This window comes from Mycobacterium marseillense (assembly GCF_010731675.1).
Taxonomy (GTDB): Bacteria; Actinomycetota; Actinomycetes; order Mycobacteriales; family Mycobacteriaceae; genus Mycobacterium; species Mycobacterium marseillense.
This window is the reverse complement of record NZ_AP022584.1, coordinates 859236-870953: the sequence shown is the minus strand read 5'-3', so window position 1 is coordinate 870953 and position 11718 is coordinate 859236. Positions and strand designations below refer to the sequence as shown.

13 protein-coding genes are annotated in these 11718 nt (G+C 67.8%); 6 read left to right on the top strand and 7 right to left on the bottom strand.

Going from position 1 to position 11718, the window contains the following annotated elements; all coding sequences use genetic code 11:
- Positions 1-48 precede the first annotated feature (48 nt).
- Positions 49-489, bottom strand: a complete 441-nt coding sequence (locus tag G6N26_RS03875; RefSeq protein WP_067169696.1) for a Fur family transcriptional regulator — start codon at positions 487-489, stop codon at positions 49-51.
- A 111-nt stretch (positions 490-600) separates the two neighbouring features.
- The gene (locus G6N26_RS03870) at positions 601-1830 is read right to left on the bottom strand and encodes a L,D-transpeptidase (protein WP_083017262.1); all 1230 of its coding nucleotides are present in this window, start codon (positions 1828-1830) and stop codon (positions 601-603) included.
- Positions 1831-1968: 138 nt separating this feature from the next.
- Here G6N26_RS03870 and G6N26_RS03865 point away from each other — a divergent pair, with 138 nt between their 5' ends.
- Positions 1969-2721: a hypothetical protein gene (locus tag G6N26_RS03865; RefSeq protein WP_083017194.1), complete on the top strand. Its 753-nt coding sequence runs from the start codon at positions 1969-1971 to the stop codon at positions 2719-2721.
- A gap of 61 nt (positions 2722-2782) precedes the next feature.
- Positions 2783-4273, top strand: coding sequence for an FAD-dependent oxidoreductase (locus tag G6N26_RS03860; RefSeq protein WP_083017192.1), 1491 nt, complete (start codon positions 2783-2785; stop codon positions 4271-4273).
- 16 nt (positions 4274-4289) lie between these two features.
- Here G6N26_RS03860 and G6N26_RS03855 read toward each other — a convergent pair whose 3' ends face one another.
- The gene (locus tag G6N26_RS03855; RefSeq protein WP_067169707.1) at positions 4290-5336 is read right to left on the bottom strand and encodes a class I SAM-dependent methyltransferase; all 1047 of its coding nucleotides are present in this window, start codon (positions 5334-5336) and stop codon (positions 4290-4292) included.
- Positions 5337-5826: 490 nt separating this feature from the next.
- On the opposite strand from G6N26_RS03855, the gene G6N26_RS03850 reads away from it, so the two are divergent.
- Together G6N26_RS03850 and G6N26_RS03845 are read left to right on the top strand one after the other, a co-directional pair.
- Positions 5827-7212 carry a PPE family protein, SVP subgroup gene (locus G6N26_RS03850; protein ID WP_083017190.1) on the top strand — a complete coding sequence of 462 codons (1386 nt, stop codon included), beginning with the start codon at positions 5827-5829 and terminating at the stop codon, positions 7210-7212.
- A gap of 101 nt (positions 7213-7313) precedes the next feature.
- Positions 7314-8159: an MOSC domain-containing protein gene (locus tag G6N26_RS03845; protein WP_083017188.1), complete on the top strand. Its 846-nt coding sequence runs from the start codon at positions 7314-7316 to the stop codon at positions 8157-8159.
- Between the two features lie 8 nt (positions 8160-8167).
- Here the strand turns inward: G6N26_RS03845 and G6N26_RS03840 are convergent, their stop codons facing one another.
- The 4 genes from G6N26_RS03840 to G6N26_RS03825 form a co-directional block, all read right to left on the bottom strand.
- On the bottom strand, positions 8168-8416 hold the full coding sequence (locus G6N26_RS03840) for a hypothetical protein (protein WP_083017187.1): 249 nt from the start codon (positions 8414-8416) through the stop codon (positions 8168-8170).
- The gene (locus tag G6N26_RS03835; RefSeq protein WP_067169715.1) at positions 8413-8628 is read right to left on the bottom strand and encodes a DUF3072 domain-containing protein; all 216 of its coding nucleotides are present in this window, start codon (positions 8626-8628) and stop codon (positions 8413-8415) included. Before G6N26_RS03835 ends, G6N26_RS03840 begins: the two co-directional genes overlap by 4 nt.
- 203 nt (positions 8629-8831) lie before the next feature.
- Positions 8832-9086, bottom strand: a complete 255-nt coding sequence (locus tag G6N26_RS03830; protein WP_067169718.1) for a hypothetical protein — start codon at positions 9084-9086, stop codon at positions 8832-8834.
- Between the two features lie 44 nt (positions 9087-9130).
- On the bottom strand, positions 9131-10147 hold the full coding sequence (locus G6N26_RS03825) for a zinc-dependent alcohol dehydrogenase family protein (RefSeq protein ID WP_067169721.1): 1017 nt from the start codon (positions 10145-10147) through the stop codon (positions 9131-9133).
- 306 nt (positions 10148-10453) lie between these two features.
- Here G6N26_RS03825 and G6N26_RS03820 point away from each other — a divergent pair, with 306 nt between their 5' ends.
- Both G6N26_RS03820 and G6N26_RS03815 read left to right on the top strand, forming a co-directional pair.
- Entirely contained in the window at positions 10454-11011 is a 558-nt protein-coding gene (locus G6N26_RS03820; protein WP_067169724.1) for a general stress protein CsbD, read from the top strand.
- A 26-nt stretch (positions 11012-11037) separates the two neighbouring features.
- Entirely contained in the window at positions 11038-11712 is a 675-nt protein-coding gene (locus tag G6N26_RS03815; protein WP_067169727.1) for an IF2 family translation initiation factor, read from the top strand.
- Positions 11713-11718: the final 6 nt, after the last annotated feature.

Below are 11718 nucleotides of genomic sequence, written 5' to 3'. Positions count from 1 at the left end.
CGTTCCTTTCGAGGGTGGGTGAATCGGGCTGCGATCACGGGCTGTGATCTAGGAGCCTGCAGTCGAGCAATCGGCGCACAGACCCCAGTAGATGACTTCGGCCTCGTCGAGAACGAAGCCATCAAGAACGTTGTCGTCGTCGGACGGTGTCAGGCACGGCGCCTCGCCGACGGCGCAGTCGATGTCGCCGATGATCCCGCAGGACCGGCACACGACGTGGTGATGGTTGTCGCCGACCCGCGACTCATAGCGCGCGACCATGCCCAACGGCTGGATGCGCCGGACCAGGCCGACCGTGGTCAGCGCGTTCAGCACGTCGTAGACGGCTTGGCGGGACACATCGGGCAGGCCCCTCCGGACCGCCGAGAAGATCGTCTCGGTGTCGGCGTGCGGATTGGCGTCCACGACTTCGAGTACGGCGACCCGGGGGCGGGTCACCCGCAGATCGGCCATCCGCAACCTGTCCGCGTAATCGGCCGTCGATGACACCGCACCAATATGACGCACTTATCTGGAACGAGTCAAGAGTTTCTTGTGAAGTGGGGCACAATTCCGGGTGACGAATGGGCTGCGTCACTTTCCGGCCGCGCCGGGCCAACGTCACGCGGGCTTGAGCGCGCTGCCCTCACGCCACTGGTCCCAGCTGAGCGTCCAATCACCGTTCTGCTCGAGCGCCAGCGGCGGCCCGCCGCTGTTGCGCACCTCGACCACGTCGCCGGGCACCGAGAAGTCGTAGAACCATTTCGCGTTGTCGGCGTTGAGGTTCAAGCACCCGTGGGACGTGTCGCGGTGCCCCTGGGCCCACACCGTCGCCTCGAGCTCATGCAGGTAGATGCCGTCGGTGCTGATCTTGGTGGCGTAGTTGATGGTTTCGCGATACCCGAGCCGGGAGTTCTTGGGCAACCCGAACGTCGAGGAGTCCATGACCACCGGGTTGCCCTTGTCGAGCACGGTGTAGACGCCCGGCGGGGTCCACAGCGAGATCTTGCGCCCGCCGACGTCTTCGGTGCCGCCCATCCCCATGCTGGTGGGCATCGTGCGCACCAGCGCTCCGTTGTCGAAGACGCTGACCTGTTTGGTGGCGTCGTCGGCGATGGAGACGTGCGCGTCCCCGATCCGGAACGCGACCCGGGTGTCGTCTTGCCCGAATAGCCCGTCGCCCAACGCGATTCCGTAGATCTGCGCCTCGGCGGTGACCTGCGTGCCCGGGGCGTAGTAGTGCTCCGGGCGCCAATGCGCGTTTTGGCCGTCGACCCAGAACCATGAGCCCTGGACCTGCGGGGTGGTGGTCACGGCCAGGCGCCGCTCGGCGGCGGCCCGGTCGGCGATCTGCTCGTCGAAGTGCGCGACGATGACCGTTCCGACGCCGTAGGTGCCGCCGTCGCGCAGCGGGGCCTCCGCCGTCGTAGTGAACGACACCTTGGTCTGATTGGACGGCCGCAACGTCGTGAACGTCGAGACTTGTTTGGCTGCAACGCCATTGGTGCCGCGACTGGTGACCGTCAACGTGTAGGTGCGCCCGTAGCCCAACGGGACGGTGGGCTTCCACACCAGGTTGTCCGGGGTCAGGACGCCCTGGACCGAAGTGCCGGCCTCGTTGACCATGTCAACACCGGCCAGGGTGCCCACCTCGGCTTTGACCATCACCGGGGCGACTGGGTCGACGTCATGCGCGCCGGGTCCGGGGGTGAACGTCACGTGCGCCGGCCCGGGCGGCGACGTCGCAACGGTGCCGGGGTGATGCCCCTGCGATGCGATCTGGATCGCGCCGACCACGCCGACGACAACGAACACGGCCAGCAAAACCGGGCGGGACCAACTGATTGTCATGTTGCACACCTGATAACCCGCCGCGCACCCCCGTAAACGTGGCGTGCCCTGCGCCGAACGCGCGAATCCTCGCCGTGAGTGCCCGCTCCGCGCAAAGAATTCAGGCCGTCGCCGGGACCCGCGAGGGATCATGGCTTCATGGCCGACGACGAACTTGACGACCTGTATGGCGTGGCGCCCAAGGAGTTCACCGCCGAACGCGCCAGGTTGGTCGCCGCGGCCAAGAAGCGCGGTGACGACGACACCGCCAAACGTATCTCGGCGGCTACCAAACCGACGACGGCGGCATGGATCGTCAACCGGCTGGCCCTGCGGCGCAAGGACACCCGCGCACGGTTGACCGACCTCGGTGAGCGGCTGCGCGCCGCGCACGCCGCGATGGACGGCGCACGCATCCGCGACTTGTCGGCCGAACAACACAAGCTCATCGACGAACTCACTCGGGACGCGCTGAAAGCCGCCGATGTCAAACAGCCGTCGGCGTCCGTGCGCGAAGATCTGACCAGCACGCTGCAAGCCGCGATCGCCGACCCGCAGGTGAGGGCGCGGCTGGGCCGACTGAGCAGGCCCGAGCAGTGGTCGGGTTTCGGGGCCTTCGGTGAGACCGCGCCGGAGTCGGCGCCCGAGAAACCGCCGAGCCGGCGCGGCGAGAAGCTCAGCGCGGCCGTCGCCGCCGCCGAGCAGGCCAAAGCCGACGCCGACGACCGGTTGTCCGAGCGGGAAGCCGAACGCGACGAGGCCCGGCGGCGCCGCGACGAGACGGCGAGGGCGGTGCGGGCGGCCGAGCGCGAACTCGGCAGCGCCGAACGGGACTACGACCGGGCCAAGGAAGCCAGCCGAGCCGCCGCCGACTCGCTCAAGGAGGCGAAAGCCCGGTTGAAGCGGGGGTGAACCCGCGCGGCGTTTCCGCGTGCCCGGTTGGGGTATCAGCACAGCCGTGACTTCTTTGTGGATGACCGACCGAACCGAACGGCCTTGGGCTGCAACCCCCCTTGACCAGGGCCCCGCATCCGCCGATGTCATCGTCGTGGGCGCCGGCATCACCGGCCTGATGACGGCGGTTCTGCTGGCCCGCGCGGGAAAGGACGTGCTGGTGCTGGAGGCGCGCACGGTGGGTGCCTGCGCGACGGGAAACACGACCGCCAAAATCAGCCTGCTGCAAGGTAGCCAGCTTTCGAAGGTGTTGCCGCGGCACGGCAAGGACGTGGCCCGCGCGTACGTCGACGGCAATCGCGAGGGACAGGAATGGGTGTTGGGCCACTGCGAGGCACACGGGGTGGCGGTGCAGCGCGAGGATGCCTACACATACGCCCAGTCGGCGCGGGGCGTGCCATCGGCGCGGGCCGAACTCAAGGCGTGTCAGGCGGCCGGCCTGCCGGCGGTCTGGGAAGACGACGCCGACGTGCCGTTCGAGTATCACGGCGGCGTGCGGCTGGCCGACCAGGCCCAGTTCGACCCGATGCCCTTCCTCGACTCGTTGGCCGTCGAGCTGCTCGACCGCGGTGGGCGACTGGCCGAGCACAGCCGGGTGCGACGAGTCTCCTCGCGCGGCAAGGGCGTGCGCGTGCACGTCAACGACGCCGCCCAGCAGGACGTCGAACTTGCGGCTGATCAGCTGGTGCTCGCCACCGGCATCCCGATCCTGGATCGCGGCGGCTACTTCGCGCGGGTCAAGCCCAGCCGGTCGTACTGCCTGGCCTTCAAGGTGCCCGGCACCATCACTCGGCCGATGATGATCAGCAGCGACTCGCCGACACGTTCGGTGCGCTACGCGCCGGTCGCGGACGGCGAGAGGCTGATCGTGGGCGGAGCGGGCCACACCGTGGGTCGCGAGAAGAGCCCGTCGGAAGCGCTGGACGAGCTGGCGACGTGGACGCGCAAGCACTATCCGGGCGCCGAGCAAACGCATTTCTGGTCCGCGCAGGACTACACGCCCATCGACCACCTGCCCTACGTGGGCCCCATCCTGCCGAACAACGAAAGCATCTTCGTCGCAACGGGTTTCAACAAATGGGGCATGACCAACGGCGCCGCGGCGGCCTTGGCGCTGTCGAGCCGGATGCTGGGCGGGCGGATGGACTGGGCCCGCGCGTTCGCCAGCTGGAGTCCGCACGAGCTGACGGGTTTGGCGACGGCCCTGCAGGCCAACCTCGAGGTCGGCGTCAATTTGACCAAGGGCTGGATCACCCCGGCGGCCCGCATCGGCCGTCGCAACCCCGTCGACGGGGAGGGCGGCGTGGTGAGCGGTCCGCCGTGGCACCTGGAGGCGCGCTGCCGCGTCGACGGCGTCGAGCACCGCGTCTCACCGGTGTGCCCGCACCTCGGCGGGATCGTGAACTGGAACGACGCCGACAAGGCGTGGGAATGCCCGCTGCACGGGTCGCGCTTCGCGCCCGACGGCACCCTGTTGGAAGGGCCGGCTACCCGCGATCTGACCGCCTAGGCGGGCCGAGACGGGTTCAGCCCGTCTTCTCGAACACGAGCCAGCGCAACTCGATCGGGCAATCCTCGCGCTCGACGTCGAACACGTCGATGCCGGTGGCCCACCCCTCGAACCACGCGGTGGGCGGCCACGCCTCGGCGGGCAACCGCGCCTTCTCGTAGTCGTAGGCGGAGTCGTCGGCGACGGGCTCGAGCGGCAGGCCGGCCGCCGCGCCCGTCACCTCTTCGCGGGTGAAGATCATGCTGTTGCACTGCTGACTGAGTTGAACCGCGGCGTCGTCGGGCACGTAGCCGTCGCGGGCCAGAAAGATGTTGAAGACCAGGCGCCCGCCCGGGGCCAGACACTGCGCCGCGAGCTCGAACATGCCGCGCAACTCGTGCGGGGTCCGGAAGTCGGGCACCACCTCCGAGAGCACCATCAGCTGGTACTGCGCGTGCGCACCCTCCATCGCCGTGAACACATCGCTTTGGATGACGTTCACGCGCAGCGCTTCGTTGTCAGCTTCGGCGCGCATGACTTCGGCGAACTTCGCGGTCATCTCCACCGCGTCGACCGGATGGCCGCGCCGGGCCAGGGCCAGGGCGTTGCGCCCGGTTCCCGCTCCGACATCGAGCACCCGGAACGCGGCCGGGTCGGTCGCTTGCGCGGCGAGATCCAGCACGCGCGCGTCCGGCTCGGTACCGAATAGCGGTGGGGGGCGCACGGCAACCCACTGCTCGTAGTCGGCCTCGATAGTCCGCGCGTCGGCCTGGACGCGGAAGTTCACCCCGGCCGACCCGAACGGGGAGTGATACGCGATGACCACGTCGGAGCGCGGCGAGGCCTTGAACGCCTTGGCCAACTCGACTTCCAGCGCGGCCCGTAGCTGCGCGGACTGCTCCGGGGTGTGCCAGACGCCCAGGGTGGCACAGACGTTGCCGCACAGCTGCACGTACTCGTCGATCAGGCCCGGCACCGCCGGCACCCTGATCTGACCCTCGGCCGCCGAACGCCGATACATCCGCCTGATGAGCGCTTCGCGCAGCATCGACGGATCGGCTGATCCATTCGGCGGTTCCTGCACCAGAACCTTCTACACGACCGCCCGGCTTTGCACCACCACCTCGCCGGCTGCCGCGGATCAGTCCCGCCACGGTCGGCCCGCACCGCTGTGATGGGCGATCGCGCGGACCTGATCACCGCTTTTGACACCGCTCGGCGATACCGACCGCCCCCGGGTCGACGGACGGAACCCTCAGCGTCCCGCTGAGAACGGGCTGAACAAGATTTGCGCGGCACGCGCCAAACCCTTGTGAGTTTCCTGTGTCATGTGCCGGTAACCTATCGTTAACCCATCGCAACAATTTCGCTGTATTCGTTAACGTTGGGCCACACCTGCAAACGTGTGAGGCCGTCCCCCCAGCAGTCGGGACGGTCTCATTAGGTCGCCTTCCTTCGTGGTACCGGCACTGCCCGAAGGATCGCGATTTGTTTGCTGCTCGGCTGGCTATCCCATACGACGCGCACCGGAGCCGTCGATGCCCTCGCGGCCATGAAAGCGATCGGAGGAGAACGTGGACTTCGCAGTACTACCGCCGGAGATTAACTCCGCGCGGATGTACGCCGGTCCGGGCTCGGGACCGATGCTGGCCGCCGCCATGGCCTGGGACGAATTGGCCGCCGCGCTGCAGTCGACGGCGGACTCCTACCAGGCGGAGATCACCGCCCTGACTTCCGGGCCGTGGGTTGGCCCGTCGGCCGCGGCCATGACCGCGGCGATCGCCCCCTATCTCGAGTGGATGCGGACCACCGGAGCCCAGGCCGAGGAAGCCGCCACCAAGGCCCGGGCCGCGGCCTTCGCCTACGAGACGGCCTTTGCGGAGACGGTGCCGCCCCCGGTGATCACGGCTAACCGCACCCTGCTGGCCTCCCTCGTCGCGACCAACTTTCTCGGGCAGAACACGCCGGCGATCGCCACGACCGAGACCGAGTATGCCGAGATGTGGGCGCGTGACACCGGGGCGATGTTCGGCTACGCGGGTGCTACGGCGTCGGCGACCACGCTGACACCGTTTGTCGAGCCGGATCAGACCACCGACTCCGGTGCCGATCAATCCGGAGCCGTCGCACAGGCCACCGGCACCGCCGCCGGTAGCACGCGCAATGCCGTTACGCAGCAATCACTCTCGGCGGTCCCCAACACGCTGACCAGAGCCGCAGTGAACCCGACCGCCTTGGATGCCGTTGACCCTTCGGCGCTGGACGGGCTGGACTTGGGTGCCGACCTCATCACGTATTTTCTGGACGCACCGGGCAGCTTGGTCACGTTTTTTGTCGACGCACCCGCGGCAACGATTGCCCTTCCCTACGACATCGCCGGTGCCCTGACCGGTTTCCACACCGATGACATCGTCAGCGGCTGGGCAGGGGTGCAGTCCTTTCCGGGGACGGGCGCGGTGCCGCCGTCGCCTTTCCCGGTCATCACGAACCCGGCGGGTGGATTCGGAACTTTGGCGTCAGCGGGGCTGGGGGAGGCCAACACCGTCGGCAGCCTGTCGGTGCCGCCTGGGTGGACGGCCGCCGCCCCGGCGATCAGACCGGCCGCCTTGGCGTTGCCGGCGACCAGCGTCGGCGCCGCCGCGGAAGCCGCTGCCGCAGCCGCACCCAGCGGCACTGGGAGTCTGTTCGGCGAGATGGCGGTGGCGAGCATGGCCGGGCGCGCGATGGCCGGCACGAGCGCGTTGGGTCGGGAGCGAAGCCGGGCCGAGACGGCGAAGTCCCCGCGCGACCCGAACAAGAAGGACAAGACGGACGAGTCCGCAACGACCCCACCGGCTCCGCCGGGGGGACCGATCACGAGCATCGCCGCCGAGCTGCGCGAGCTGGCATCGTTGCGCGACGCCGGAATCCTGACGCAGCAGGAATTCGAAGAGCAGAAAAAGCGCCTGCTTCCCGGCTGATCCAGCCGACCATCGCCCCTGCCGCCCCCGCGCTTGTAGACCAGTGGTGACGCGTTCCGGTTTGGGGCACAGTGGGCAGTGACGCTCGAGTGAAAGTGCCTATGGAGAAGTCGTCGGCGGGCCGCGGCCCCGGTGCCGTGCAGATGCGGGTGGCGGCGTTGCTTCGCTACCCGGTCAAGTCCATGCTCGGCGAAACCCTGGATGTCCTGTCGGTCGACGAGCGTGGCGCCGAGGGCGATCGACGGCTGGCACTCGTAGACGGCGAAACCGGCCACGTGGCCAGTGCCAAGAATCCACGGCTGTGGCGGAACCTTTTGACCTGCACCGCCCACGCGGGCGCCGAGGGCGTCAGCATCAGGCTGCCCGACGGGACGAACGTGGCCTTCGACGACCCCGGTGTCGACGACCTGATCTCCAAATTGACCGGACGACCGGTCCAACTCGTGGCGCAGCGCCCCGACGGGGCGACGCTGGTCCGCCCCGATCCGGAGAAACTGCTCGAGCTCGGCCTCGACGCCGAGGTTGACGGGCGCATTCTGCGGATCGCCCAGGCCACCCCGGGCGACTCGTTCACCGACGAAGCCCCGCTGCACGCGATCACGACGGCAACCCTCGAGCACATCGGGGTGGAGGCGCTGCGCTACCGGCCGAATCTGGTGATCTCCACACCGCCGGACTATCCGCCGTACGCCGAAAACGACTGGGTCGGAAGCGAAATCACCGTCGGCGAGGCGCGGCTGCGTGTGCTGACCGCCACGTCACGGTGCGTGGTTCCGACCCTCGAGCACGGTCCGCTGCCGCGCGCCCCGCAAGCGCTTCGCATCCCCGCGGCGGAAAACCGGTTGAACACCGGCGGTCACGGGGCGCAGGCCTGTGCGGGGGCCTACCTCTCCGTGGTGACCAAAGGCGTTATCCGCGTGGGCGATCCGGTCAGCATCGGATCCTAGCCGTGGCGTCAGCCGCCCAGGTTGCGCACGGCCGTGTCGAGGTCTTCGGCCTGCTCGGCCAGCTCGCGATCGGATAACTCCGTCCGCCCGATTCGCTGCACCAATTCCTGGCGCGTGGCGATCTGCAGCGCACCCCGATATTCGGCAGAGTTCAGCTCTTCAGGTGTGACGACCGCGGCGCGCCCCTCGACCACCACGAGCGCAGCATCTTCTTGGCTGGCGAGCAGTCGACGAACGTCATCGGCACCGATCGTCATGAGCTGCCCCGCCCGGTGCGCTGCTGCAGCTGATCGATCAAGTTTGAGGCCTCCGCCTTGGTGAGCTTCTCCGGGATCTCTTCGCCCGCTTCTTGCGCCAAAGTGCTCAGGTAGCTGCGCTGCGGACCGGTCATGGGCTCGTCGCCGGTCACCCATTGCGACCGATCTTTCTCCGGATTCTCCCGTGGCGCCTGCGCGGCATCGTCGACCATGCATGTGGCTATGCCCGCTATCGGGGCGATGTAATCAGGTCGGACTCGCGGTCCGCTAGCCGACCGGCCGCATCGCCACCCGGAGGCAGTGGTCGGAACGCGCGCGTCGGGACCTTGTCGGCTGCGTGGGTCACTGAATGGGCGGCGGGCCAACACTTTCCGATCGGGCCGCCGCGTTCACGGGGTCGAAGTCGCCGGCGCCCTTAGTTCTCCGAGTTGGGGGTGGGGCTTTGCGCGGATTCCCACTTCGCCTCGAGCGACCTCTCCACCGTGGTGCCGGCGGCCAGGTCGAGCTGAAAGGTCTCCCCGCCGTCGCTTTCCAGCGTGACGAGATATCCCGCATCGGTGGGGTCTTTGAACACGACCTTGTAGGGCTGGGCGCCGGAGCCGCGGTCGACGGCGATGATGTCGCCAGGGGTGACGTCGTCGATGAGGTCGTTACCGGAGGCTTTGGACATACCGTCGACCGTAGCCGATGCACGCCCGTCGCCGCCGAGGCCGGTCAGGGCTGCAGGAACGCCTTGATGGCGCGTCGCTCATCCATGGCCCGATAGGCCTCGGCGACTTCGTCGAGCGGCAGGTGCAGGTCGAACACCTTGCCGGGATTGATTCGCCCGTCGAGCACCGACTCGATCAGATCGGGCAGGAAGTGCCGGACCGGGGCGGGTCCACCGCGGAGCCCGACCTGGGTCCTGAAGAGTTGCTCGCCGGTGATGCTGACGTCGTGGGGGACACCCACGAACCCGACGAACGCGCCGGGGCGGGCGGATTTGATTGCTTGTTGCATGGATTGTCCGGTGCCCACACACTCGAGCACGGCGTCGGCACCGACGCCTTCGGTCATGTCCTTGATGACGGCGACGCCGTCGTCGCCGCGCTCGGTGACGATGTCGGTGGCGCCGAACTCGCGCGCCAGCTTTTGCCGGGGTTCGTGGCGGCTCATCGCGATGATCCGCTCGGCGCCCTTCTCGCGGGCGGCCAGCACCGCGCACAGACCGACCGCGCCGTCGCCCACGACGGCCACCGTCATGCCGGGAACGACGTTGGCCGCCTCCGCGGCGAACCACCCGGTCCCCATCACGTCCGACAGGGTCAGCAGATCCGGAATCGATTCGCTGTCGGGTTGGTCGGGGAGCGCCACCAGGCTGCCGTCTGCCCACGGAATGCGGATGACCTCCGCTTGGCAGCCGTTCATCAGCACCCCGTGTACACACGAGGTCTGAACTCCGTTGCGGCAGTTGGGACATGTGCCGTCGGAAGCGAAAAAGGATCCGATGACGAACTGGCCGGGCTTGACCGAGGTGACCTCACTGCCAACGGCTTCGACGACACCGCAGTATTCGTGACCGAACGGCTTGGGCTCGGGAACGGGGTTGATGCCGCGGTAATCCCAAAGATCTGAACCGCACACGCACGTGGCGGTGGTGCGGACGATCGCATCGGTGGGGGCGACGATCTCGGGGTCCGGAATGTCCTCGAAACGGACATCGCCGGCGCCGTAAATGACAGCTCCTCGCATGATGCCTTCCCTCCCACGGTAGGCCGCTACCCCGAATCGGGGATTTCAACCGTGCCGCAACGCCCTTTATCCAGGAACTTCGGACTCGGCTCCCAGGGTATAGCCCCATCAGTCGTTTTCGCCTACGGTACGGGCCGGCTGAGCGAAATACATTGAGGCCGTTGCCAATTCATGTCCAACGAACGCAACAGTGTGTCAGTGTAGTCGGTGACGCAGTTCACGTCCGTGTTTGATCGGCCGAGTCCGTGGAACCCCCGGACATGACACCAACGAACGTTTGTGGCCAATGCATCGAGGAGTATTTCAATGAGTGAGCAAAACAAGGCTCGGGAAGCGCGCCGAGGCCTGATCGATGCGGTCAAGGGCAAGGCCAAAGAAGTCGTTGGCGCCATTACGGGCAAGGATTCGCTCACCGCCGAGGGCCAGCTCGAGCAAACCCAGGCACATGCGCGAAAAGAAGCGAACGCAACCGAGGCCGTCGCCGAGGCCCAGGCCGACCAGGCGCGCGACGACGCGACTGAAGCCAAGGTCAAAGGGGCCCAACAACGCCTGGCGGCGAATTCCCACGCGGTGGCCGAGGAGGATTCGATCGAAGCTCAACGGTCCGCCCGAAAGCGCGCGACCGAGCAGGCCGCACGGCAGACCGCCGCGGCGGAACAGACTCGCGCCGAGCTCGACGCCCAAAACCAGGTCCAGCGGGCCAAGGCCGATGAACGCGAGGAAATCGGTAGTGCGACGGAGGAAGTCGTCGATGCCGTTGCCCAGCATCAAACCTCGGTGCAAGTGGCCGCCAACGAAAAGGCGGAGGCTGACCGCCTGCGCCAGCAGGCCCGCAACGCGACCGACGAAGGCGACCTGCCCTGAGGGCGGGCCGCGTACAGGAGAAGACGATGAAGATATCCGACGCCCCATTGGTGGTACTGCGGTTTCACTACCAGCTCGCCCGATTCCCACTGCAGTTGATCGAGGACCGGGTTGTCACCCGCATTCCGGCGGAAGCGCGTGCGCGACTGCTCTATGAGCGCTCGCTCGGCATGCTTGACAGCACCGTCGGGAATGCGTTGGGCGACCCTCAGCTGGCCGAGCGCGGGGCTGCGCTGGTCGAGCGCAGCGACGCCTTAGGACGCGCCGCACAGCTGGACGCGACCGCTGCGGCCAGGAAGAAACAGGCCGACGCAAAGTTGACAGGCGCTCAAGACGCGGCGATCGAGGAGCGGCAGGAAGCGCAGGCGGCGACAGCGCGGGAGGTCGCGGAGGCACGCAACGCCGCCGAGGACCGCAAGCGGCAAGCAGCACAGTCGGCACAGCAGAAGAGCGCCTCGGCGAAGCGGCGCATCGACGACGTGGCGGCGCAGCAGAAGGAAGCGGTCAAGACGGCAAACCGGCGAGTGCAGGACCGGACTCAAGCCGCTGAGCGCGCCGCATCCAAGGCTTCCGCAGCCAAAATCGACGACGCCGAAGACAAGCTGAGCGAGGCTGCCCGCAAGCGCGCCGAAGCCGACCGGATTGCGGAGCTGGCGGCCGCCGAAAAGCGGCAACGGCAAGAGCGTCGAGCGAACGACTGACGCAGC